At 71.9% G+C, this 23,438-nt stretch carries 19 protein-coding genes; 7 read left to right on the top strand and 12 right to left on the bottom strand.

Annotation, left to right across the window (positions count from 1 at the left end):
- The first annotated feature begins 216 nt into the window (after positions 1–216).
- From tkt to pgl, 5 genes are all read left to right on the top strand, one after another.
- Positions 217–2,316: a transketolase gene (gene tkt / locus ACIPSC_RS19195; RefSeq protein WP_400826986.1), complete on the top strand. Its 2,100-nt coding sequence runs from the start codon at positions 217–219 to the stop codon at positions 2,314–2,316.
- Between the two features lie 110 nt (positions 2,317–2,426).
- Entirely contained in the window at positions 2,427–3,569 is a 1,143-nt protein-coding gene (gene tal, locus ACIPSC_RS19190; RefSeq protein ID WP_400826984.1) for a transaldolase, read from the top strand.
- Between the two features lie 91 nt (positions 3,570–3,660).
- Complete coding sequence (zwf, locus tag ACIPSC_RS19185) at positions 3,661–5,187, top strand: glucose-6-phosphate dehydrogenase (protein ID WP_400827178.1); 1,527 nt, start codon at positions 3,661–3,663, stop codon at positions 5,185–5,187.
- Positions 5,184–6,275 carry a glucose-6-phosphate dehydrogenase assembly protein OpcA gene (opcA, locus tag ACIPSC_RS19180; protein WP_400826983.1) on the top strand — a complete coding sequence of 364 codons (1,092 nt, stop codon included), beginning with the start codon at positions 5,184–5,186 and terminating at the stop codon, positions 6,273–6,275. The genes zwf and opcA overlap by 4 nt, the downstream gene beginning before the upstream one ends.
- A 73-nt stretch (positions 6,276–6,348) precedes the next feature.
- Positions 6,349–7,137, top strand: a complete 789-nt coding sequence (gene pgl, locus ACIPSC_RS19175; RefSeq protein ID WP_400826981.1) for a 6-phosphogluconolactonase — start codon at positions 6,349–6,351, stop codon at positions 7,135–7,137.
- Between the two features lie 91 nt (positions 7,138–7,228).
- Here the strand turns inward: pgl and ACIPSC_RS19170 are convergent, their stop codons facing one another.
- The 12 genes from ACIPSC_RS19170 to uvrA form a co-directional block, all read right to left on the bottom strand.
- Positions 7,229–7,516: an RNA polymerase-binding protein RbpA gene (locus tag ACIPSC_RS19170; RefSeq protein ID WP_030308030.1), complete on the bottom strand. Its 288-nt coding sequence runs from the start codon at positions 7,514–7,516 to the stop codon at positions 7,229–7,231.
- A 206-nt stretch (positions 7,517–7,722) separates the two neighbouring features.
- Complete coding sequence (secG, locus tag ACIPSC_RS19165; RefSeq protein WP_313765917.1) at positions 7,723–7,959, bottom strand: preprotein translocase subunit SecG; 237 nt, start codon at positions 7,957–7,959, stop codon at positions 7,723–7,725.
- Positions 7,960–8,047: 88 nt separating this feature from the next.
- A complete protein-coding gene (tpiA, locus tag ACIPSC_RS19160) occupies positions 8,048–8,833 on the bottom strand; it encodes a triose-phosphate isomerase (protein WP_400826980.1) in 786 nt (261 codons plus the stop codon).
- Between the two features lie 4 nt (positions 8,834–8,837).
- Positions 8,838–10,043 carry a phosphoglycerate kinase gene (locus ACIPSC_RS19155; RefSeq protein WP_400826979.1) on the bottom strand — a complete coding sequence of 402 codons (1,206 nt, stop codon included), beginning with the start codon at positions 10,041–10,043 and terminating at the stop codon, positions 8,838–8,840.
- Between the two features lie 147 nt (positions 10,044–10,190).
- Positions 10,191–11,195 carry a type I glyceraldehyde-3-phosphate dehydrogenase gene (gene gap / locus ACIPSC_RS19150; RefSeq protein WP_400826977.1) on the bottom strand — a complete coding sequence of 335 codons (1,005 nt, stop codon included), beginning with the start codon at positions 11,193–11,195 and terminating at the stop codon, positions 10,191–10,193.
- 300 nt (positions 11,196–11,495) lie between these two features.
- Positions 11,496–12,476, bottom strand: coding sequence for a DNA-binding protein WhiA (gene whiA / locus ACIPSC_RS19145; RefSeq protein ID WP_209411690.1), 981 nt, complete (start codon positions 12,474–12,476; stop codon positions 11,496–11,498).
- Positions 12,467–13,438, bottom strand: a complete 972-nt coding sequence (gene yvcK / locus ACIPSC_RS19140) for a uridine diphosphate-N-acetylglucosamine-binding protein YvcK (protein ID WP_400827176.1) — start codon at positions 13,436–13,438, stop codon at positions 12,467–12,469. The genes whiA and yvcK overlap by 10 nt, the downstream gene beginning before the upstream one ends.
- A gap of 224 nt (positions 13,439–13,662) precedes the next feature.
- A complete protein-coding gene (rapZ, locus tag ACIPSC_RS19135) occupies positions 13,663–14,565 on the bottom strand; it encodes an RNase adapter RapZ (RefSeq protein WP_400826975.1) in 903 nt (300 codons plus the stop codon).
- Positions 14,566–14,689: 124 nt separating this feature from the next.
- Positions 14,690–16,864 (bottom strand): excinuclease ABC subunit UvrC, encoded by a 2,175-nt coding sequence (gene uvrC / locus ACIPSC_RS19130; RefSeq protein WP_400826974.1) that lies wholly within the window; start codon positions 16,862–16,864, stop codon positions 14,690–14,692.
- Between the two features lie 111 nt (positions 16,865–16,975).
- Positions 16,976–17,998: a DUF5937 family protein gene (locus ACIPSC_RS19125; RefSeq protein WP_400826973.1), complete on the bottom strand. Its 1,023-nt coding sequence runs from the start codon at positions 17,996–17,998 to the stop codon at positions 16,976–16,978.
- Between the two features lie 203 nt (positions 17,999–18,201).
- On the bottom strand, positions 18,202–18,654 hold the full coding sequence (locus ACIPSC_RS19120; RefSeq protein WP_400826972.1) for a Rieske (2Fe-2S) protein: 453 nt from the start codon (positions 18,652–18,654) through the stop codon (positions 18,202–18,204).
- Between the two features lie 126 nt (positions 18,655–18,780).
- Positions 18,781–21,681 (bottom strand): excinuclease ABC subunit UvrA, encoded by a 2,901-nt coding sequence (gene uvrA, locus ACIPSC_RS19115; protein WP_400826971.1) that lies wholly within the window; start codon positions 21,679–21,681, stop codon positions 18,781–18,783.
- A gap of 267 nt (positions 21,682–21,948) precedes the next feature.
- On the opposite strand from uvrA, the gene ACIPSC_RS19110 reads away from it, so the two are divergent.
- A complete protein-coding gene (locus ACIPSC_RS19110) occupies positions 21,949–22,683 on the top strand; it encodes a maleylpyruvate isomerase family mycothiol-dependent enzyme (protein ID WP_400826969.1) in 735 nt (244 codons plus the stop codon).
- Between the two features lie 45 nt (positions 22,684–22,728).
- Positions 22,729–23,382: an MBL fold metallo-hydrolase gene (locus ACIPSC_RS19105; RefSeq protein WP_400826968.1), complete on the top strand. Its 654-nt coding sequence runs from the start codon at positions 22,729–22,731 to the stop codon at positions 23,380–23,382.
- Positions 23,383–23,438 lie beyond the last annotated feature (56 nt).

The following is a 23,438-nucleotide window of genomic DNA, read 5'->3' as shown; positions in this document are numbered from 1 at the left end:
CAAACCCGCCCACAGGGCTCTCGTGGGAATCGCCATACCGAAATCACCGTTCTCTCAGCACGGAGGGTGAGCCTCGGCACGGACGGTAGGCTCACACCGAGAAGCGGGATCTACCCTCCGTGACCGGTACGACCCAAGCGGCAGGCCCCAGCGACGTGGCCGACCCGGTCCCCCTCACGGGGTCACTCTTCAATACGGAAGGAGCCCTGAGACAGGGTGAGCACGACGCCGACGAATGCATTCGAGTGGTCCGAACTGGACGAGCGGACCGTGGACACGGCGCGAGTCCTGGCGATGGACGCGGTCCAGAAGGTCGGCAACGGGCACCCCGGGACGGCCATGTCGCTGGCCCCGGCCGCGTACCTGATCTTCCAGCGCTTCCTGCGCCACGACCCGACCGACCCGTCCTGGGCCGGCCGCGACCGGTTCGTCCTCTCTCCCGGGCACACCAGCCTGACCCTCTACACCCAGCTCTACCTCTCCGGCTACGGCCTGGAGCTGGACGACCTCAAGGCCTTCCGGGTCGCCGGCAGCCGTACCCCCGGCCACCCCGAGCACGGTCACACCGCGGGCGTCGAGACCACCACCGGTCCGCTCGGCCAGGGCATCGCCAACGCCGTGGGCATGGCGATGGCCGCCCGCTACGAGCGCGGCCTCTTCGACCCGGACGCCGCGGCCGGCGAGTCCCCGTTCGACCACACCATCTGGGCCATCGTCTCCGACGGCGACCTGGAGGAGGGCATCTCCGCCGAGGCCTCCTCGCTGGCCGGCCACCAGAAGCTGGGCAACCTGGTCGCCCTCTACGACGACAACCACATCTCGATCGAGGGCGACACCGAGACGGCCTTCTCCGAGGACGTCCTCAAGCGCTACGAGGCCTACGGCTGGCACGTCCAGCGGGTCACGCCGAAGCCCAACGGCGACATCGACGTCGCCGCCCTGGCCGACGCGCTGGCCGCCGCCAAGGCCGAGACCTCCCGCCCGTCGATGATCGCTATGCGCACGATCATCGCCTGGCCGGCCCCGGACGCCCAGAACACCGCCAAGGCCCACGGCTCCGCCCTCGGCGCCGCCGAGATCGCCGCCACCAAGAAGGTCCTGGGCTTCGACCCGGAGAAGACCTTCGAGGTCAGCGACAAGGTCATCGAGCACGCCCGCCAGGTGATCAAGCGCGGCAAGGCCGCCCGCGACGCGTGGCAGCAGTCCTTCGAGACCTGGCGTGCGGCCCACCCGCACCGCGCCTCCGAGTTCGACCGCATCCAGGCGGGCGAGCTGCCCGAGGGCTGGAAGAAGACCGTCCCGGTCTTCGAGGCCGGCAAGGAGGTCGCCACCCGCAAGGCGTCCGGCGAGACCCTCAAGGCGATCGGCGCGGTGATCCCGGAGCTGTGGGGCGGCTCGGCCGACCTCGCGGAGTCCAACCTCACCACGATCGACGAGGACAGCTCCTTCCTGCCCGAGGGCAACCCGCTGAAGAGTGCCAGCCCGTACGGCCGGACGATCCACTTCGGCATCCGCGAGCACGCCATGGGCTCCACCATGAACGGCATCGCGCTGCACGGCCGGACCCGCGTGTTCGGCGGCACCTTCCTGGTCTTCGCCGACTACATGCGCCCGGCCGTCCGCCTGGCCGCGCTGATGAAGCTGCCGGTCACCTACGTCTGGACGCACGACTCGATCGGCCTCGGCGAGGACGGCCCGACCCACCAGCCGGTCGAGCACCTGGCCTCGCTGCGCGCCATCCCGGGCCTCTCCATGGTCCGCCCGGCCGACGCCAACGAGACGGCCGTCGCCTGGCGCACGGTCATCGAGCGGCAGACCAGCCACCCCGGCCCGGTCGGCCTGGCGCTCACCCGCCAGAACGTGCCGACCTTCGACCGCGAGGTGTTCGGCTCCGCCGAGGGCACCGCGAAGGGCGGCTACATCCTGGCCGAGGCCTCCAACGGCGACCCGCAGGTGATCCTGATCGGCACCGGCTCCGAGGTCCAGCTGGCCGTCAAGGCCCGCGAGGTCCTGGAGGCCGAGGGCGTGGCGGTCCGCGTCGTCTCGATGCCGTCCTTCGAGTGGTTCCAGGAGCAGGACCAGGCCTACCGCGACAGCGTGCTGCCGCCGTCGGTCAAGGCCCGCGTCTCGGTCGAGGCCGGCATCGCCCAGGGCTGGCGCGAGCTGGTCGGCGACCACGGCCGGATCGTCTCGCTGGAGCACTTCGGCGCCTCCGCCGACTACAAGGTGCTGTTCGAGGAGTTCGGCCTGACCGCCGAGCGCGTCGTCGCCGAGGCCCACAACGCGCTGCGCTCGCTGGAAGCCGTCAACCGCTAGCGGTCGCCCCGGCCCCCCGCGGGCCCACGGCCGCGCGCTCGCCCGCACAGCGGGCGCGCGGCCCTCTGATCTACCCCACGAAGAACAGAAGAAATAAGGACTGAAGCACCATGACTGACGCACTGAAGCGCCTCAGCGACGAAGGCGTGGCGATCTGGCTGGACGACCTCAGCCGCAAGCGACTGAACACCGGCAACCTGGCCGAGCTGGTGCAGAACAAGCACGTGGTCGGTGTCACCACCAACCCGACCATCTTCCAGAAGGCCATCGCCGGCAGCGGCGACAGCTCCTACGACGGGCAGCTGCGCGACCTCGCCGTCCGCAAGGTCACCACGGACGAGGCCGTCCGGATGATCACCACCTCGGACGTGCGCGACGCCGCCGACGTGCTGCGCCCGGTCTACGACGCCTCCAACGGCCGCGACGGCCGGGTCTCCATCGAGGTCGACCCGCGCCTGGCCCACGAGACCGCGGCCACCATTGCCGAGGCCAAGCAGCTGTGGTGGCTGGTGGACCGCCCGAACGTGTTCATCAAGATCCCCGCCACCAAGGCCGGCCTGCCCGCGATCAGCGAGGTCATCGGCAAGGGCATCAGCGTCAACGTCACGCTGATCTTCTCGCTCGACCGCTACAAGGCCGTCATGGACGCCTACCTGACCGGTCTGGAGGCCGCCAAGGCCAAGGGCCTGGACCTCTCCCAGATCGAGTCGGTCGCCTCGTTCTTCGTCTCCCGCGTGGACACCGAGATCGACAAGCGCCTGGACAAGATCGGCGGCGACGCCAAGGACCTGCGCTCCAAGGCGGCCCTGGCCAACGCCCGCCTCGCCTACCAGGCATACGAGGAGGTCTTCGGCAGCGTCGACGGCAAGGCCGCCGGCAGCGACCGCTGGAAGGCCCTGGAGGCCGCCGGCGCCAAGCCGCAGCGCCCGCTCTGGGCCTCCACCGGCGTGAAGGACCCGGCCCTGCCGGACACCCTGTACGTGACCGAGCTGGTCGCCCCGGGCACCGTCAACACCATGCCCGAGGCCACCCTGGACGCCACCGGCGACCACGGTGTCGTCACCGGCGGCACCATCGTCCCGAACTACGCCGACGCCAAGGCCGTCATGGACGCGATCGCGGCCGCCGGCGTGGACTACGACGACGTCGTCCAGGTCCTGGAGGACGAGGGCGTCGAGAAGTTCGAGCAGTCCTGGAACGAGCTGCTCGACACCGTCACCGCCTCGCTGGCCTCCTTCGCCGCCGAGAAGTGATTCCTGCTCACAGCCAGCGCACGAAAGCGGAGCACATCAAGTGAGCACTGATTTCCCTGAGTTGACGTCGGACTCGGACACGGGCAACCCCCTGCCGATCCCCGTCAACCCGCTTCGTGACCCGGCAGACCGGCGGCTCCCGCGCATCGCGGGGCCGTCCGGCCTGGTCATCTTCGGGGTCACCGGCGACCTGTCCCGCAAGAAGCTGATGCCGGCCATCTACGACCTGGCCAATCGCGGCCTGCTGCCGCCGGGCTTCTCGCTCGTCGGCTTCGCCCGCCGCGAGTGGGAGGACGAGGACTTCGCGAAGGAGGTCCACGACGCGGTCAAGGAGCACGCGCGGACCCCGTTCCGCGAGGAGGTCTGGCAGCAGCTCGCCAAGGGCATGCGCTTCGTCCAGGGCGACTTCGGCGACGACGACGCCTTCGACAAGCTCCGCGAGACCATCGAGGAGCTCGACAAGGCGCAGGGCACCGGCGGCAACTTCGCCTTCTACCTGTCCGTCCCGCCGAAGTTCTTCCCCACCGTCGTCCAGCAGCTGAAGAAGCACGGCCTGGCCGACCCCCCGCAGGGCTCCTGGCGGCGCGCCGTCATCGAGAAGCCCTTCGGCCACAACCTGGAGAGCGCCCAGGAGCTGAACCGGATCGTCCACGAGGTCTTCCCCCGGGACGAGGTCTTCCGGATCGACCACTACCTGGGCAAGGAGACGGTCCAGAACATCCTGGCGCTGCGTTTCGCCAACCAGATGTTCGAGCCGATCTGGAACCGGTCGTACGTCGACCACGTGCAGATCACCATGGCCGAGGACATCGGCATCGGCGGCCGCGCCGGCTACTACGACGGCATCGGCTCCGCCCGGGACGTCATCCAGAACCACCTGCTGCAGCTGATGGCGCTCACCGCCATCGAGGAGCCGGCGTCCTTCCACCCGAAGGCGCTGGTGGCCGAGAAGCTCAAGGTACTCAGCGCCGTCAAGCTCCCGGCCGACCTCGGCAACCACACCGTGCGCGGCCAGTACGCGTCCGGTTGGCAGGGCGGCGAGGAGGTCGTCGGCTACCTCGACGAGGACGGCATCAACCCGGACTCCAAGACCGACACCTACGCCGCCATCAAGCTGGAGATCAACAACCGCCGCTGGGCGGGTGTGCCGTTCTACCTGCGCACCGGCAAGCGGCTGGGCCGCCGGGTCACCGAGATCGCGGTGGTCTTCCAGCGCGCGCCGTACCTGCCGTTCGACTCCTACGCGACCGAGGAGCTGGGCCAGAACGCCCTGGTCATCCGGGTGCAGCCGGACGAGGGCGTGACGGTCCGGTTCGGGTCCAAGGTGCCGGGCACCTCCTTCGAGGTCCGGGACGTCACGATGGACTTCGCCTACGGCGAGTCCTTCACCGAGTCCAGCCCGGAGGCGTACGAGCGGCTCATCCTCGACGTGCTGCTCGGCGACGCCAACCTGTTCCCGCGCCACCAGGAGGTCGAGCTCTCCTGGCGGATCCTCGACCCGATCGAGGAGTACTGGGACGCCCACGGCAAGCCCGCCCAGTACGCGGCGGGGACCTGGGGCCCCGTCGAGGCGGACGAGATGCTCGCACGAGACGGCAGGAGCTGGCGCCGGCCATGAAGATCGACCTCACGGACACCACGTCCAGCAAGATCAACGCCGCGCTGATGGCGGCGCGGCGGGCCAGCGGTTCCACCGCGGCCGGCATGGTGCTCACCCTGGTGATCGTGACCGACGAGGGCAGCGCGTACGACGCCCTCAAGGCCGCCAACGACGCCTCCCGCGAGCACCCGATGCGCACCCTGGCGGTCATCAAGCGCGCCGGGCGCTCGCCCCGGGCCCGCGCCGAGACCCGCCTGGACGCCGAGATCCTGGTCGGCTCCGACGCCGGCTCCGGCGAGACGGTCATCCTGCGCATGCACGGCGAGCTCGTCGCGCACGCGCAGTCGGTCGTCCTGCCGCTGCTCCTGCCGGACGCCCCGGTGGTGGTCTGGTGGCCGGACAACGCCCCGCTGCACCCGGCGCAGGACCCGCTGGGCTCGATCGCCCAGCGCCGGATCAGCGACGCCGTCACCGCCGAGTCGCCGGTCGGACAGCTCGCCCAGCGGGCCGAGAGCTACACCCCCGGCGACACCGACCTGGCCTGGACCCGGATCACCGGCTGGCGCTCGATGCTGGCCGCCGCGCTGGACCAGCGGCCCTCCACGATCATCTCCGCGGCGGTCGAGGGCGAGTCGTACAACCCCAGCGTCGAGCTGCTCGGCCTCTGGCTGCACAGCCGGCTGCACGTGCCGGTCGAGCGGGTCGTCACCGGCGGCCCGGGCATCACCGCGGTGCACCTGCGTACCAAGGACGGGGACATCACCCTGGACCGCCCGGACGGCCTGATGGGCACGCTCTCCATGCCCGGCTCGCCGGACCGCCAGGTGGCGCTCAAGCGGCGCGAGACCTCCGAGCTGATCGCGGAGGAGCTGCGCCGGCTGGACCCGGACGACATCTACGCGGCGGCCGTGCGCACGCCCGTGGACCGGCTGCGCGAGCCCGCCCCCCACGCCGAGACCGCGGCGGCCGTCTCCGAGACCGCGGCGGCCGGGACGGACGCGGGCGAGGACGCGGCGGGCGAGGACGCGGCGGCCGAGGACGGCGCCGCGGCCAAGGGCCCGAAGAAGACGGCGGGCAAGCGCACGACCCGGAAGAGCGACTCGTGAGCCGGCGCAGCGGGTTCACCGTCGCGGGGTCGCCCGGCCGGCCCGGCGCCGACCGGCGGCACGGGGAGGGCGCATGACCGCCGCCACCCCCCAGCTGGTCGTCCACCGGGACAAGGAACTGATGGCCCAGGCGGCCGCGGCCCGGCTGATCACCCGGATCGTGGACGCCCAGGCCGCCCGCGGCACCGCCTCGGTGGTGCTCACCGGCGGGCGCAACGGCAACGCGCTGCTGGCCGCCATCGCCGCCTCCCCGGCCCGGGACGCGGTCGACTGGGGCCGGCTGGACCTCTGGTGGGGCGACGAGCGCTTCGTCCCCTCCGGGGACCCGGAGCGCAACGCCGTCCAGGCCCGGGCTGAGCTGCTCGACGCCGTCCCGCTCGACCCGGCGCGGGTGCACGAGATGCCCGCCTCGGACGGCGTGGACGGCTCGGACGTGGAGGCGGCCGCCGCCCGCTACGCCGAGCAGCTGGCCAAGGCGGCCGGGCCGGGCGACCGGCTCGGCGTCCCGGCCTTCGACGTGCTGCTGCTCGGCGTCGGCCCGGACACCCATGTCGCCTCGCTCTTCCCCGAGCACCCGGGCGTCCGGGAGACCGAGCTGACGGTGGTCGGGGTGCGGGGCGCACCCAAGCCCCCGCCGACCCGCGTCTCGCTGACCCTCCCGGCGATCCGGGCGGCCCGCGAGGTCTGGCTGCTGGCGGCCGGCGAGGACAAGGCGGACGCCGTGGCGCTCGCGCTGTCCGGCCCCGGCGCGCTGCAGGCGCCCGCCTCGGGCGCGTACGGGCGGGCCCGCACGTTGTGGCTGCTGGACCGGGCCGCGGCGGACCGTATCCCGCCCCAGCTCTACCCGCCGGCCTCGGCCTGACCGGCCCCGGGCCGGGAGACGGCGAAGGGCGCCACCGTCGGAAGACGGTGGCGCCCTTCGCCGTTGTCGCTCGTCACTCGCCGGACAGGGCTCAGATCTCGCCGCGCAGCTTGGCCAGCGCCTCGGCCAGGATCGCCTCGCCGTCCGCGTCGGTGCGCCGCTCGCGGACGTAGGCCAGGTGGGTCTTGTACGGCTCGTTGCGCGAGGGAGCGGGCGGGTTGTGCTCGTCCTGGCCGGCCGGGAAGCCGCAGCGGGGGCAGTCCCAGGTGTCCGGGATGACCGCTTCGGCGGCGAAGCTGGGGCGGGTCTCGTGCTTGTTGGCACACCAGAAGGAGATCCGGTTGCGGGGGGCGGACTCGCCGCGCTCCGCCTCCCCCATCGGGCCGGCTCCGACCCTGCTGCCACGGATGGCGTTGCCACTTGCCACGGTCTGACTCCCTGCGTGCTGGTGCGCCGACCCGCCGCGGTGCGCGTCGGTGGCGAAAGTCGTCCTAGTGTAAGCAGGAGTTAAGGATGTGCGACCCACCGGCTCCGCCCCGGACCGTTCCAGCATAGGCCGCGGGGCGACGGGGCGTCAGAGATACGTCAGCTCTTGTACTTGAGCACCAGGCCGAGCACGATGATGCAGGCGAACCAGGCGACACCGATCACGATGGTGATGCGGTCCAGGTTGCGCTCGGCCACCGCCGAACCACCGCCGGTGGACATCGCACCGCCGCCGAACATGTCGGACAGGCCGCCGCCCTTCCCCTTGTGCAGCAGCACCAGGAGGATCATCAGCAGGCTGAAGATGATCAGGGCAATCGAGAACCCGATAACCACGACGGGACCAACTCTCTCGTATCTTCGGCGAAGGGGCCGGATCCGCGATTGGCGGTCCGGCCCCAAAGCCTACGTTGCTGCGGCGGCGTTAGCCTACTGCCTGCTCACGGTAGCGCACGATCTTGACGAACTCGTCGGCGTCCAGGGAGGCACCGCCGATCAGGCCGCCGTCGATGTCGGGCTTGGCCATCAGGCCGGCCGCGCTGGAGGACTTGACCGAACCGCCGTAGAGCACCCGGACCTTGCCGGCCAGCTCGGCGCTGTAGAGCTCGGCGAGCCGCGCACGGATCGCGGCGCAGACCTCCTGGGCGTCCTCGGGGGTCGCCACCTCGCCGGTGCCGATCGCCCAGACCGGCTCGTAGGCCACCACCAGGGTCTCGGCCTGAGCGGCCGGGACGTCCTGGAGGGCGCCGTCGAGCTGGGCCAGGGTGTGCTCGACGTGGGTGCCGGCCTTGCGGATGTCCAGCGGCTCGCCGATGCAGAGGATCGGGACGATCCCGCTGCGGAAGGCGGCCTTCACCTTGGCGTTGACGATCTCCTCGTTCTCGCCGTGGTACTGGCGGCGCTCCGAGTGGCCGATCACCGCGTAGGTGCACTTCAGCTTGGACAGCATCGGGCCGGAGACCTCGCCGGTGTAGGCACCGGAGTCGTGCTGCGAGATGTCCTGCGAGCCGTACTTGATCTTCAGCTTGTCGCCGTCGACCAGGGTCTGCACCGAGCGCAGGTCGGTGAACGGCACCAGCACCGCCACCTCGACCGACTCGTAGTCCTTGTCGGCCAGCGCGAAGGCCAGCTTCTGGGTGTGCTGGATGGCCTCAAGGTGGTTGAGGTTCATCTTCCAGTTGCCCGCCATCAGCGGGAGACGCTCAGTCATTGCTTCAGCCTTCCAGGGCGGCGAGACCGGGGAGCGTCTTGCCCTCCAGGTACTCGAGGCTCGCGCCACCGCCGGTCGAGATGTGCCCGAACTTCTCCTCGTCGAAGCCCAGGATGCGGACGGCCGCGGCGGAGTCGCCGCCGCCGACCACGGTGAACGCGTCGCTGTCGGTCAGGGCCTGCGCGACGGCCTTGGTGCCCTCGGCGAAGGTGGGGTGCTCGAAGACGCCCACCGGGCCGTTCCAGAACACCGTCTTCGCGTCGGCCAGCTTCTCGGCGAACAGGGCCCGGGTCTTCGGGCCGATGTCCAGGCCCTCCTTGTCGGCCGGGATGCTGTCCGCGTCGACGACCTCGAAGTCCTCGACCGGGGCGTGCGTCTTGGTGTCCGGGAAGCTCGCGGACACCGCGACGTCCAGCGGGAGGACGAACTCGACGTTGTTCTGCTTGCCCCGCTCCAGGTACTCCAGAACGGTCGGGACCTGGTCCTTCTGCAGCAGCGAGATGCCGACCTCGTTGCCCAGCGCGTACAGGAAGGTGTACGCCATGCCGCCGCCGATCAGGATGCGGTCGGCCTTGCCGAGCAGGTTGTCGATCACGCCGACCTTGTCGGACACCTTGGAGCCGCCGAGCACGACCACGTACGGGCGCTCGACCTCCTCGGTGAGGCGCTTGAGCACGCCCACCTCGGTGGCGATCAGGTCGCCGACGGCGTGCGGCAGGCGGGCCGGCAGGTCGTAGACGGAGGCGTGCTTGCGGTGCACCGCACCGAAGCCGTCGCCGACGTAGAGGTCGGCGAGCCGGGCGAGCTCGTCCGCGAACGCGCCGCGCTCGGCGTCGTCCTTGCTGGTCTCGCCGGCGTTGAAGCGCAGGTTCTCAAGCAGCGTGACCTCGCCGTCGGCCAGGGCGGCGACGGTGGCCTTCGCGCTCTCGCCCACGGTGTCGGCCGCGAAGGCGACCGGCTTCCCGAGGATCTCGCCCAGCCGGACGGCGACCGGGGCGAGGGAGAACTGCGGGTCCGGCTCACCCTTGGGGCGGCCGAGGTGGGAGGCGACCACGACCTTGGCACCGCGCTCCAGGAGCTTGGCGATGGTCGGGGCGACGGCGCGGATCCGGCCGTCGTCGGTGATCGTCCCGCCGGACAGCGGCACGTTCAGGTCAGCGCGCACGAACACGCGCTTGCCGGCGACGTCGAGGTCTTCGATGGTCTTCACGGTCTTCGGTCTCCTGGGGAGAGTGTGGAGCAGGCGACGGCACAACGGTGGGCCGTCAAGGGGGAGTTGAGGGTGCGCAGACGAGGGCCCGGACGGCGTCGAAGCCTTCCGGGCCCTCCCCCTTACTTCACTTCAGCTCCCGCTGCGTCAAAGCCGGCCGCCGACGAGGGCGGTCAGGTTGACGAGGCGGTTCGAGTAGCCCCACTCGTTGTCGTACCAGCCGAAGACCTTGACCTGGTTGCCCTGGGCCATGGTCAGCAGCGAGTCGAAGATCGTGGAGAACGGCGAGTTGACGATGTCGGAGGAGACGATCGGGTCCTCGGTGTACTGCAGGATGCCGTTGAGCGAGCTCTCCGAGGCCTTCTTGAAGGCCTCGTTGACCTCGGCGACGGTGACGTCGCGCTCCAGCGTCACCACCAGGTCGGTGATCGAGCCGGTCGGCACCGGGACGCGCAGCGAGGTGCCGTCCAGCTTGCCCTTGAGCTCCGGCAGCACGAGCGCGGTCGCCTTGGCGGCACCGGTGGACGTCGGGATGATGTTGAGGGCCGCGGCACGGGCGCGCCGCAGGTCCTTGTGCGGGAAGTCCAGGGTGACCTGGTCGTTGGTGTACGCGTGCACCGTGGTCATCAGACCCTTGACGATGCCGAAGCTCTCGTTCAGCACCTTGGCCAGCGGCGCCACGCAGTTGGTGGTGCAGGAGGCGTTGGAGATGATCGTGTGCTGGGCGGGGTCGTACTTGTCGTCGTTGACGCCCATGACGATGGTGATGTCCTCGTCGGTGGCGGGCGCCGAGATGATGACCTTCTTGGCGCCGGCGGCGACGTGCTTGCGGGCCGCCTCGGCCTTGGTGAAGATGCCGGTGGACTCGATGACGATGTCGGCACCGAGCTCGCCCCAGGGCAGGTTCGCCGGGTCGCGCTCGGCGACGACCTTGAAGGTCTTGCCGTCGACGGTGATGCTGTCCGCGGTGTGGGACACCTCGCCCGGGAAGGTGCCCAGGATCGAGTCGTACTTGAGAAGGTGCGCCAGGGTCTTCGTGTCGGTGAGGTCGTTGACACCGACGATCTCGATGTCGGCGCCCTGGGACTTCACCGCCCGGAAGAAGTTGCGGCCGATGCGGCCGAATCCGTTGATGCCTACCCGGATCGTCACGAACCGATCTCCTCGTTAGGTACGCCGGAGCTAAGCCGACGGGGTGGAATTTTGGGATGTCCCCGACCGCCTCCGACCCTACCCCTCCAAAGCCGGGTTGGGCACATCACGCCCGGTACGCCGCCCGGGCGTGGCGTGTCAAGAGGATGTGACCAGGTCGTCCACCCTTGTCCGCTTTGAAAGTTGGGGCGCGCGCCGCGCGGCCGCGCGCGGACCGCGCCGTCCCACGGTTCGGACACGGAACGGCCGGCGCCCCGGAGACCCGGGACACCGGCCGTTCGCCGCGTCTGCGCGCGGGCGTCAGTTGAGCGCCATCTCGTCGGTCAGATTGGCCTCGGTGCTGGGCAGTCCCAGCTCGGACGCGCGCTTGTCGGCCATCGCCAGCAGGCGGCGGATCCGGCCGGCCACCGCGTCCTTGGTGAGCGGCGGGTCGGCCAGCGCGCCCAGCTCCTCCAGCGAGGCCTGCTTGTGCTGCATCCGCAGCTGCCCGGCGGCGGCCAGGTGCTCGGGCACCTCGTCGCCGAGGATCTCCAGCGCACGCTGGACCCGGGCGCCGGCCGCCACCGCGGCACGGGCCGAGCGGCGCAGGTTGGCGTCGTCGAAGTTGGCCAGGCGGTTGGCGGTGGCGCGGACCTCGCGCCGCATCCGGCGCTCCTCCCAGGCCAGCACCGACTCGTGGGCGCCGAGCCGGGTCAGCAGTGCACCGATGGCGTCGCCGTCGCGGATCACCACCCGGTCCACGCCGCGCACCTCGCGGGCCTTGGCCGGGATGCCCAGCCGGCGGGCGGCGCCGACCAGCGCGAGGGCGGCCTCGGAGCCGGGGCAGGTGATCTCCAGGGAGGACGAACGGCCGGGCTCGGTGAGCGAGCCGTGAGCCAGGAAGGCGCCGCGCCAGGCTGCCTCGGCGTCACAGGTCGCCCCGGAGACCACGGCCGGGGGCAGGCCCCGGATCGGTCGGCCGCGGCCGTCGACCAGACCGGTCTGGCGGGCGAGGAGCTCGCCGTCCTTGACCACCCGGACCACGTAGCGGCTGCCGCGGCGCAGGCCGCCGGGGGCCATCACGACGAGGTCGGAGGAGTGCCCGAAGATCTCCAGGAGGTCCTTGCGCAGCCGCCGGGCCGCCGCTCCGGTGTCGAGCTCCGCCTCGATCACGATGCGGCCGCTCACGATGTGCAGCCCGCCCGCGAATCGCAGGATCGCCGACACCTCCGCCTTGCGGCAGCACGCCCGGGTGACCGGGAGCCGGCTGATTTCGTCCTTCACCGCTGGAGTCATCGCCATGGCCCGATCCTTCCATGTGTCCGGAAAATCCGGTCGTACGCGGCGGCCAAGAGCTCCGGGTCGTGTCGCGGGGTGCCGTCCGCGCGGGCGACCCGGCCGAGCACCAGAGCGGCGCCCATCCGCTCCGCGGCCTTCTCCAGGCCGGCGAGGTCCGCCTGCCCGAAGGCGCCGCCGGAGACGGCCCGCTCGTCCACCAGGATCGCATCCACCGCGAGGTCCGGAGCGTGGTCGGCGATGACCTCCAGGTGACGCTGCGGGGTGAAGCCCTCCGTCTCGCCGGGCTGGGGGGCGAGGTTCAGGGTGAGCAGGCGGCGGGCGCGGGTCTCGGTGAGCGCCTTGGCCAGCTCGGGCACCAGCAGGTGCGGCAGCACGCTGGTGAACCAGGAGCCCGGGCCGAGCACCACCCAGTCCGCCTCGCGGACGGCGGTGACGGCCTCCGGGACGGCCGGCGGCTCGTCCGGCAGCAGCCGGATCGACTGCACGGTGCCGGGCGTCACCGCGACGCTGGCCTGGCCGCGGACGGCGGACAGCTCGGCGGGGGCGGCCGGGTCGTGGCCCCGGACGACCGCCTCGATGTCCAGCGGGACCGCCGACATCGGCAGTACCCGGCCCTGGACGTTGAGCAGCCGCCCCACCCAGTCCAGCGCGGCGACCGGGTCGCCCAGCTTCTCCCAGAGCGCGACGATCAGCAGGTTGCCGACGGCGTGGCCGCCCAGGTCGCCGGTGCCGGTGAAGCGCTGCTGGATCACCTCGGACCACGTCCGGCCCCAGTCGTCGTCACCGCAGAGCGCGGCCAGCGCCTTGCGCAGGTCGCCCGGGGGCAGCACGCCGAGCTCCGAGCGCAGCCGGCCGCTGGAGCCGCCGTCGTCGGCCACCGTGACGACCGCGGTGAGGTCGGTGGTGAGCCGGCGCAGTGCGGAGAGCGAGGCGGAAAGGCCCTGGCCGCCGCCGAGGGCGGCGATCCGGGGCGCCTGGTTGGTGCGGGGTGCCTGGCTGGCACGGCTCTGGCTGGTGCGGACCGGCCCGGTGCGCGTCCGGCTGGGCGCCGCGGCTCGCGGCGGGACCCCCGTCCGGTCGGCGGTCCTGTTCTGCAGCTGCCGCCCGGGCACGTATCCCGTCACACCCACCTCGCGTTCCAACTTGCCGGCCGCCGGCCTCCACCGGCGGCCCGGCAGGGGTGCGGCGGCTACTCCCGTCCCATGTCACGGTGGACCAGCACCGTTTCCACACCGTCGGCGATGAGGCGCTTGGTCAGGCGCTCGGACATCGCGACGCTGCGGTGCTTTCCACCGGTGCAGCCTACGGCAAGCGTCATGTAGCGCTTCCCCTCGCGCCGGTACCCCTCGGCGACGATGCGAAGCAGCTCCGCGTAGCCGTCGAGGAACTCGTTGGCCCCGGGCTGCTGGAACACGTAGTCGGCGACGTCGGCGTCGGTGCCGGTACGGGCTCGCAGCTCGGGGACCCAGTGCGGGTTCGGCAGGAAGCGACAGTCCACCACGAGGTCGGCGTCGACCGGAAGACCGTACTTGAAGCCGAAGGACATCACGGTGGCGCGCAGCTCGGGCTCGTCGTGGTCGGCGAACTGGGCGTCGAGCTTGGCCCGCAGCTGGTGCACGTTGAGGTTGGAGGTGTCGATCACCAGGTCGGCCTCGCCGCGCAGCTCGCGCAGCAGGTCCCGCTCCTGGGCGATGCCGTCGACGATCCGGCCGTCGGCCTGCAGCGGGTGCGGGCGGCGGACGTTCTCGAAACGGCGGACCAGGGCGTCGTCGGACGAGTCCAGGAAGACGACCCGGAGCCGGACTCCGCGCTTCTCCAGCTCGTCCAGGGAGGTGAGCAGGTCGTCGAAGAACTGCCGGCCGCGGACGTCCACCACGACGCCGATCCGGGCCACGTTGCCCTGGGAGCGGGCGCCGAGGTCCACCATGGTCGGGATCAGGGCCGGCGGCAGGTTGTCCACCACGAACCAGCCCAGGTCCTCCAGGCACTTGGCGGCGGTGGACCGGCCGGCTCCGGACATACCGGAGATGATCACCAGCTCCGGGGCGTTCTCCTCGCCGGCCAGCGGCCGGGTGCCCCCATCGTCGGACATGCTCACTTCGGTTCCCCGCTCTCGGTGGTTCTGCTGAGGAGAACGCGCGTCGCGCGGGCAAGCTTCCCCGGCTCACTCGGGCGAGTGAGCTCGGGGCGCGCCGGCTGACGGGCGGCGTCGGCCGTCATGGCGTCTCCTGGGATGGTGCGGTCTGGGGCGCTGCGTCGGCCACGGTGTCGCCGGCCGGGCCGGCCGCGTCCGCGCTGTCATCGATGATCTCGCCGGTGGCGGTGTTCACTGCGGGTGCCGCGGGTGTACGGGACGACAACGCTGCCGCAACAGTCTCCGCCGTCCGGCGTCCGATGCCGGGGACGGCGCAGAGTTCGTCGACAGTGGCCGCCCGGAGCTTCTTCAGCGAGCCGAAGTGCTTGAGCAGTGCCTGGCGGCGAGTCTCGCCGAGGCCGGGGACGGAGTCCAGTTCCCCGGCGGTGAGTCGCTTGGAACGCTTGGTGCGCTGGTAGGTGATCGCGAACCGGTGGGCCTCGTCGCGGACCCGCTGGAGCAGGTAGAGGCCCTCGCTGCTGCGCGGCAGGACCACCGGGTCGTCCTCGCCGGGCAGCCAGACCTCCTCCAGGCGCTTGGCCAGGCCGCAGAGGGCGACGTCGTCGATGCCCAGCTCGTCCAGGGCGCGCCTGGCGGCGGCGACCTGCGGCTGCCCGCCGTCGACGACCAGCAGCTGCGGCGGGTAGGCGAAGCGGCGCGGGCGGCCGGTGTCGGGGTCGACCGGGCCGGCCGGGGCCTCGGCGCCGTCCGTTCCGGGCCGGTCCGTGCCGGGCGTGCCCACCGGGCTGCCCGGGCCGACCGTGCTGCCCGGCTCGTCCGGACCGGCCGGGCCGACCGGGTCGACCGGGTCGTCGGCCTCGGGGACGGCCCACTCCCCCGTCTGCTCGCGCTCCTGGAGGTAGCGGCGGAACCGGCGACTGATCACCTCGTGCATCGAGCGGACGTCGTCCTGGCCCTCGAAGCCCTTGATCTGGAACCGGCGGTACTCGCTCTTGCGGGCCAGGCCGTCCTCGAAGACCACCATCGAGGCGACCACGTCCTCGCCCTGGAGGTGCGAGATGTCGAAGCACTCGATGCGCAGCGGCACGGAGTCCAGCTCCAGGGCGTCCGCGATCTCCTGGAGGGCGCGGCTGCGGGTGGTGAGGTCGGAGGCCCGCTTGGTCTTGTGCAGCGCCAGCGCCTGCTGGGCGTTGCGCTGCACGGTGGCCATCAGGTCCTTTTTGTCGCCGCGCTGCGGGACGCGCAGGTCGACCTGGCTGCCCCGCAGGCCGGACAGCCAGTCCCGCACCGGCTCGACGGGCTCGGGCAGCGCGGGCACCAGCACCTCGCGCGGGACGGACTCGCTCCGCTCCTCCGCACCGGCACCGCCGTAGAGCTGTTGCAGGGCGTGCTCGACCAGGCCTGCGGTGTCGACGTCCTCGACCTTGTCGGTGACCCAGCCGCGCTGGCCGCGGACCCGGCCGCCGCGGACGTGGAAGATCTGGACGGCCGCCTCCAGTTCGTCCTCGGCGACGGCCAGCAGGTCGGCGTCGGTGGCGTCGGCGAGGACGATCGCGTTCTTCTCCATCGCGCGCTTGAGCGCGCCGATGTCGTCGCGCAGCCGGGCGGCCTTCTCGTACTCCATCTCCGCGGCGGCCTCCTGCATCTGCTCTTCCAGCCGGCGCAGGTAGTTGCCGGTGCGGCCGGCCATGAAGTCGCAGAAGTCCTCGGCCAGCGCCCGGTGTTCGTCCGCCGAGACCTTGCCGACACAGGGTGCGGCGCACTTGCCGATGTAGCCGAGCAGGCAGGGCCGGCCGACCTGGCGGGCGCGCTTGAAGACGCCGTTGGAGCAGGTGCGGACGGGGAAGACGCGCAGCAGCAGGTCGACCGTCTCGCGGATCGCCCAGGCGTGGCCGTAGGGGCCGAAGTAGCGCACGCCCTTCTTGTGCGCCCCGCGCATGACCTGGACCCGCGGGTACTCCTCGTTGAGGGTGACCGCGAGCTCCGGATAGCTCTTGTCGTCGCGGTACTTGACGTTGAAACGGGGGTCGAACTCCTTGATCCAGGAGTACTCCAGCTGGAGCGCCTCGACCTCGGTGGTGACCACTGTCCACTCCACCGAGGCCGCGGTGGTGACCATCGTCGCGGTGCGTGGGTGCAGCCCTGCGAGGTCCTGGAAGTAGGAGGAGAGCCGGGGGCGCAGGCTCTTGGCCTTGCCGACGTAGATGACCCGCCCGTGGGCGTCGCGGAACTTGTAGACCCCGGGCGACGTCGGGATCGCGCCGGGCGCCGGGCGGTAGGTGGACGGGTCAGCCATGGGTCCACCGTACCCAGTCGGCGGGGCGTCCCGTGGGCCGGTCCGCAGCTCGGGCGGCGGCCCGGCGGGCGGTGCGGTCGCCGGCCCGGCGGGCGGCCGGGGTGCGCGGGGTCACCGGCCGCCGCCCCGGTTGAGCAGGTCCGTGCCGAGCGGGGTGATCGAGTGCAGCACGGCGCCACCGCGGCGCCGGGTGGTGATCAGGTTCGCCTCGCGCAGGACGCCCGCGTGCTGGCTCGCCGCCGCGGGCGAGATGTTGAGCCGGCGGGCCAGTTCGCCGGTGCTGCAGCCCTCCGCCACGACGCCCAGGGCGGCGGCCCTGGTCCGGCCGAGCAGCGCGCCGAGGGGCTTGCGGTCGGGCTCCCCGTCGCCCCAGAACGCGGCCGCGGCGAGCGGATCGGCGAGGGCGGGCACGGCCAGGACCGGCGGTGCGCTCTCGTCGGCGAGGTCGGTGAGCAGTTCCGCATGGCCGACCAGGAACACCGTCGGCACCAGGACCAGCCCGCGGCCGTTCAGGAAGACGTCCACCTCCCGGGGGAAGCGGACCTTCAGGACGGGGGCCTCCCACCGGACCAGCGTCGGGGAGACGGCCTCCAGCAGCCGCTCGATGCCGCCCTCCAGGACGGTGCGCGCCCAGTCGGCCCGGACGGCGTCCAACTGCCCGCGCATCCGCTGCCAGTGGGGCTGCACCACCGCGCGGTAGCAGGCTTCCAGCGAGTCGGCGAGGACGCGCCGGGCCTCCTGGTCGCCGTCCGCCAGCGCCCGCAGCCACCCCGGGGCGGCCCGGGGCAGCGACAGGTGCTCCAACTCCAGGCGCAGCACGGTGTCGGAGGTGCTCAGCAGGCGGTCGACGCCGGACTCGATGGTCGGCTCGGTGCCGGTCAGGGCGATCAGGTCGATGCCGGGCCCGCTGTGCGGTAACAGCGAGGCGAGCGGGCGCAGCCGGCGGCTCAGCGGGGCGTCCAGCCGGCCGCGCAGGCCCTGGCGCCAGGGGTGGAAGACCGCGGGGACGTTCGGGCAGGTCAGCAGGGTCAGCGCGTGGCCGGTCTCGGCCGCCGCCCCGACCGTGGAGACCGTCCTCGTCCGCGCCAGATCGTCGGCCGTGAAGTGGATCCGCAGCACCGAAGTCCCTCCCATGCCTCCGCCGCTGCCGGAAGTCTCGCGCCCCCCGCCGTGCGCCGTCCAGCAGGGGCTTTAAGCCTGGGCCGAAAAGCCTGTCGCTGCACGGCCCGGGCACCGCACGATGGAGCCGTGCAGCCCGTGCAGGAGGTCTCGCCGCCCCGACGGGGGTGGGGCGGCGAGGCGGGGTGCAGCACCGGCCGGGCGGTGCGTGCGGCGGCTCAGGCCGGGGTGACCTTGAGGTTGTCGCCGTCGACGGCCACCGCGTACTGGGGCAGCGGCTTGATCGCCGGGCCCTCGACGCGGGCGCCGGTGTCCATGTTGAACGAACTGCCGTGGCACGGGCACTTGATCAGGTGGTCCTCGACCTTGTCGACCACGCACCCGGCGTGCGTGCAGACCGCGCTGAAGGCCTCGTACTTGCCGGCGGACGGCTGGGTGACGACGATCTTCTTCTCGCGGTAGACCTTGCCGCCGCCCACCGGCACGTCCGCGGCCGGGCCGACCACCACCGGCTCCTTGGGCGTGGCGGGGGCCGAGGACTTGGCGGTGGTGGAGGAGCCGCCGGAGGCGCAGCCGGACAGGGCGACCGTGCCCCCGGCGGCCAGGACGGCGGCGGCACCGCAGAGCACGGTGCGACGGGAGGCGGCGGGGCTCTCGGGGGCCTCGGACATCGGTGGCTGCTCCTCGGGGGGTGGGGGCGGTCGACGGTCAGCGGCAGTCTATGCGCCGCACCCGGCCGTCCCGAGGCGGGACGGCCGGGTGCGGTACCGGACGGGCTGCCGGCGGTGCCGGGCCGGCTACTTCTTGGCGGCGGCCCGCTTGCGCGGGGCCTTCACCGCGACCGGGGCGTCGTTGAACTCCCCCGGCAGGATGTCCCGCAGGAACTTGCCGGTGTGGCTGTCCGGGACGGCGGCGATCTGCTCCGGGGTGCCCTCGGCGACCACCGTGCCACCGCCGGATCCGCCTTCGGGGCCCATGTCGACGATCCAGTCGGCGGTCTTGATCACATCGAGGTTGTGCTCGATGACGATCACCGTGTTGCCCTTCTCCACCAGGCCGGTGAGGACCTTGATCAGCTTGCTGATGTCCTCGAAGTGCAGGCCGGTGGTCGGCTCGTCCAGCACGTAGACCGTGCGCCCGGTGGAGCGCTTCTGCAGCTCGGAGGCGAGCTTGACGCGCTGCGCCTCACCGCCGGAGAGCGTCGGCGCGGACTGGCCGAGCCGGACGTAGCCGAGGCCGACGTCGTTGAGCGTCCGCAGGTGCCGGGCGATCGCCGGGACCGCCTCGAAGAAGTGCAGCGCCTCCTCGATCGGCATGTCCAGCACCTCGGCGATGGACTTGCCCTTGTAGTGCACCTCCAGCGTCTCCCGGTTGTACCGGGCGCCGTGGCAGACCTCGCACGGCACGTAGACGTCGGGCAGGAAGTTCATCTCGATCTTGATGGTGCCGTCGCCGGAGCAGTTCTCGCAGCGGCCGCCCTTGACGTTGAACGAGAACCGGCCGGGCAGGTATCCGCGGACCTTGGCCTCCTGCGTCTCCGCGAAGAGCCGCCGGACGTGGTCGAACACGCCGGTGTAGGTGGCCGGGTTGGAGCGCGGGGTCCGGCCGATCGGCGACTGGTCGACGTGCACCACCTTGTCCACCAGGTCGGTGCCGGTGATCCGGGTGTGCCGGCCGGGCACGCTGCGGGCGCCGTTCAGCTCCCGGGCGAGGTGGGTGTAGAGGATGTCGTTGACCAGCGTGGACTTGCCGGAGCCGGAGACGCCGGTGATCGCGGTGAAGGTGCCGAGCGGGAAGCCGACCGTGACGTCCTTGAGGTTGTGCTCGCGGGCGCCGTGAACGGTCAGCTGGCGCTTGGCGTCCCGCGGACGGCGGGCGGCCGGGATCGGGATGCTGCGCTTGCCGGAGAGGTACTGGCCGGTCAGCGACTCCTTGTTGCCGAGCAGCTCCTTCAGCGAGCCCGAGTGCACCACCTTGCCGCCGTGCTCGCCGGCGCCGGGGCCGATGTCGACCACCCAGTCGGCCGTCTTGATGGTGTCCTCGTCGTGCTCGACGACGATCAGGGTGTTGCCGATGTCCCGCAGGCGGACCAGCGTCTCGATCAGGCGGTGGTTGTCCCGCTGGTGCAGGCCGATGGACGGCTCGTCCAGCACGTAGAGCACGCCGACCAGGCCGGAGCCGATCTGGGTGGCGAGCCGGATGCGCTGGGCCTCGCCGCCGGAGAGGGTGCCGGCCGCGCGGTTGAGCGAGAGGTAGTCCAGGCCGACGTCGACCAGGAAGCGGAGCCGCTCGTTGACCTCCTTGAGGACCCGCTCGGCGATCTTCTTGTCGCGGGCGTTGAGCTTCATCGCGCCCAGGAACTCGGAGCAGTCGCTGATCGACATCGCCGAGACCTCGGCGATGGACCGGCCCTCGACCGTCACCGCGAGCACGATCGGCTTGAGCCTGGTGCCCTCGCAGGTCGGGCAGGGCACCTCGCGCATGTAGCCCTCGAAGCGCTCGCGGCTGGAGTCGCTCTCCGCCTCGCTGTGCCGGCGCTGGATGAACGGCACCGCGCCCTCGAAGCCCGTGGTGTACGAGCGGTCCCGGCCGTAGCGGTTGCGGTAGCGCACCTCGACCTGGTGCTTGTGCCCGTACAGCAGCGCCTTCTTGGCGCGGGCCGGCAGCCCGGCCCACGGGATGTCGGTGCGGAAGCCCAGCTCGCCGGCGAGGGCGTCGATCAGGCGCTGGAAGTACTCCTTGGTGTGGCCGCCGGACCACGGGTGGATGGCGCCCTCGTCCAGCGAGCGCTCCTCGTCCGGGATCACCAGCTCCGGGTCCACCTCCATCCGGTTGCCGAGGCCGGAGCAGTCCGGGCAGGCGCCGAACGGCGAGTTGAACGAGAACGAGCGCGGCTCCAGCTCCTCGAACGACACGTCGTCGTACGGGCAGTAGAGGTGCTCGGAGTACATCCGCTCGCGCTCCGGGTCGTCCTCCGGAAGGTCGACGAAGTCGAGCACGACCATGCCGCCGCTGAGCCGCAGGGCCGTCTCCACCGAGTCGGTCAGCCGCCGCTTGGCGCTCCCCTTGACGGTGAGCCGGTCGATGACCACCTCGACGGTGTGCTTCTCCTGCTTCTTGAGCTTGGGGGGCTCGGCGAGCTGGATCGTCGCGCCGTCCACCCGGGCGCGGGCGTAGCCCTTGGACTGGAGGTCGGCGAAGAGGTCGACGAACTCGCCCTTGCGCTCGCGCACCACCGGGCTGAGCACCTGGAACCGGGTGCCCTCGGCGAGCTCCAGCACCTTGTCCACGATGGCCTGCGGGGACTGCTTGGCGATCGGGCGGCCGCAGTGCGGGCAGTGCGGCTTGCCGATCCGCGCGAACAGCAGGCGCAGGTAGTCGTAGACCTCGGTGATGGTGCCGACGGTCGACCGCGGGTTGCGGTTGGTGGACTTCTGGTCGATCGAGACGGCCGGGGAGAGGCCCTCGATGAAGTCGACGTCGGGCTTGTCCATCTGCCCGAGGAACTGCCGGGCGTAGGAGGAGAGCGATTCGACGTAGCGGCGCTGACCCTCGGCGAAGATCGTGTCGAAGGCCAGCGAGGACTTGCCGGAGCCGGAGAGGCCCGTGAAGACGATGAGGGAGTCGCGGGGCAGGTCGAGCGAGACGTTCTTGAGATTGTGCTCGCGAGCACCGCGGACGATGAGGCGGTCGGCCACTGCTTCTGGCGCCTTTCTCCGGGGCGAGACGGCTTGCGGTGAGAGGTGTTCTTCTTCCAGGATGCGGCAGCCAGCCTATAGCTCAGGCGTTCGATTATCGAGCCGGTCAAGCGGAGTCCACCCGAACGAGTGACGGCCCGGCCCCGACCGTCCGCACCCCGTCCCGGAAAGCACCTGCTCAGGGCCCGGATCGGCGATAGCGTCACCTGGTGAACGAGCGGTGCCCCCCGTGGGCAACGCACCGCCTCCCACCGGAAGGCTGATTCGATGACCGACCCGCAGACCGCCGCCGCCCTCGCCGCCGACCGGCTGAGCCTGGTCGAGGAGGGCACCCGGCACCTGCTGCACACCGTCTCCGGACTGAAGCCCGAGGCCGTCGCCGAGCCCTCCGCGCTCCCCGGCTGGACCAGGGGCCACGTACTGGCGCACGTCGCCCGCAACGCCGACTCCCTGGTCAACCTCCTGGACGGCGCCCGCACCGGCACCGACATCCCGCAGTACCCCAGCGGCGAGGTGCGCGACCAGGGCATCGAGGACGGCGCCCCGCGCCCGGTGGACGTCCAGCTGGCCGACCTGCGCGCGTCGGACGAGCGCTTCGCCGCTGCCGCCGCCCTGCTGCCCGCCGAGGCCTGGACGGCCGACGTCCGCCACCGCACCGGCTACGTCTTCCCGGCCTCCGACATCCCCTGGAAGCGCCTCGCCGAGGTCGAGTACCACCACGTGGACCTGGACGCCGGCTACACCCCCGCGCACTGGCCGGAGCTGTTCGCGGTCACCGAGTTCCGCAAGCTCTCCGCCCGGCTGGCCGGCGCCGACCTGCCCGCCGTCGAGCTGGTCGCCGACGACACCGAGGACCGCGGCGTGATCGGCACCGGCACGCCGTCGCTGACCGTCGAGGGGCCGGTCCGGGCGCTGCTCGCCTGGCTCTCCGGCCGCTCCGGCGGCGACGGACTGCGCCGCACCCCCGACGCCGCGCTCCCCCAGCTTCCCCCCATGGGCTGACCGCGCGAGGATGATCCCAGGACCGACAGAGCGAGGAGCGGACGGATGACGTACCACGGAGCGGTCAAGGTCGGCGGACCGCCGGACGTGCGCGAGCTGGCCCACCTGATCATCACCAAGGTGGCCGTCGGCCCGTACGACAACAATGCGTACCTGCTGCGCTGCCGGGCCACCGACGAGCAGCTGCTGATCGACGCCGCGGCCGACGCGCCCGTCCTGCTGGAGACCGTCGGCGACGAACTCGCCACGGTGGTCACCACCCACCGCCACCACGACCACTGGGGCGCGCTCGCCGAGGTGGTCGCCACCACCGGCGCCCGGACCGCGGCCGGCGAGCACGACGCCGAGGGCATCGACGTCCCGACCGAGCTGCGGCTGGCCGACGGCGGCCGGCTGCGGGTCGGCCAGGTCGAGCTGACCGTCCGGCACCTGGTCGGCCACACCCCGGGGGCGATCGTGCTGGTCTACGACGACCCGCAGGGCCACCCGCACGTCTTCACCGGCGACTGCCTGTTCCCCGGCGGGGTGGGCAACACCTGGGGCGACGCGGCGGCCTTCGAGAGCCTGTACAAGGACGTCAACGAGAAGATCTTCGACGTCCTGCCGGACGAGGCCTGGGTCTACCCCGGGCACGGCAACGACACCACGCTCGGCGCCGAGCGCCCGCACCTCCAGGAGTGGCGCGAGCGCGGCTGGTAGCCCCGGACGCGCAGTGGCCCCCGCGACCGTCTCCGGTCGCGGGGGCCACTGCCGTC

It is taken from the genome of Kitasatospora sp. NPDC090091 (genome assembly GCF_044747365.1).
In the GTDB taxonomy this organism is placed as follows: Bacteria; Actinomycetota; Actinomycetes; order Streptomycetales; family Streptomycetaceae; genus Kitasatospora.
The sequence above is the reverse complement of the archived record's forward strand: the minus strand, read 5'-3'. Positions and strand labels throughout refer to the sequence as shown.

Bases quoted from the DNA above. Each gene is read 5' to 3' on its own strand.
- tal (WP_400826984.1), top strand. From the start codon at position 2,427: ATGACTGACGCACTGAAGCGCCTCAGCGACGAAGGCGTGGCGATCTGG.
- opcA (WP_400826983.1), top strand. From the start codon at position 5,184: ATGAAGATCGACCTCACGGACACCACGTCCAGCAAGATCAACGCCGCG.
- pgl (WP_400826981.1), top strand. From the start codon at position 6,349: ATGACCGCCGCCACCCCCCAGCTGGTCGTCCACCGGGACAAGGAACTG.
- ACIPSC_RS19170 (WP_030308030.1), bottom strand. From the start codon at position 7,516: ATGGGGGAGGCGGAGCGCGGCGAGTCCGCCCCCCGCAACCGGATCTCC.
- tpiA (WP_400826980.1), bottom strand. From the start codon at position 8,833: ATGACTGAGCGTCTCCCGCTGATGGCGGGCAACTGGAAGATGAACCTC.
- whiA (WP_209411690.1), bottom strand. From the start codon at position 12,476: ATGGCGATGACTCCAGCGGTGAAGGACGAAATCAGCCGGCTCCCGGTC.
- rapZ (WP_400826975.1), bottom strand. From the start codon at position 14,565: ATGTCCGACGATGGGGGCACCCGGCCGCTGGCCGGCGAGGAGAACGCC.
- uvrC (WP_400826974.1), bottom strand. From the start codon at position 16,864: ATGGCTGACCCGTCCACCTACCGCCCGGCGCCCGGCGCGATCCCGACG.
- ACIPSC_RS19125 (WP_400826973.1), bottom strand. From the start codon at position 17,998: ATGGGAGGGACTTCGGTGCTGCGGATCCACTTCACGGCCGACGATCTG.
- ACIPSC_RS19120 (WP_400826972.1), bottom strand. From the start codon at position 18,654: ATGTCCGAGGCCCCCGAGAGCCCCGCCGCCTCCCGTCGCACCGTGCTC.
- ACIPSC_RS19110 (WP_400826969.1), top strand. From the start codon at position 21,949: ATGACCGACCCGCAGACCGCCGCCGCCCTCGCCGCCGACCGGCTGAGC.
- ACIPSC_RS19105 (WP_400826968.1), top strand. From the start codon at position 22,729: ATGACGTACCACGGAGCGGTCAAGGTCGGCGGACCGCCGGACGTGCGC.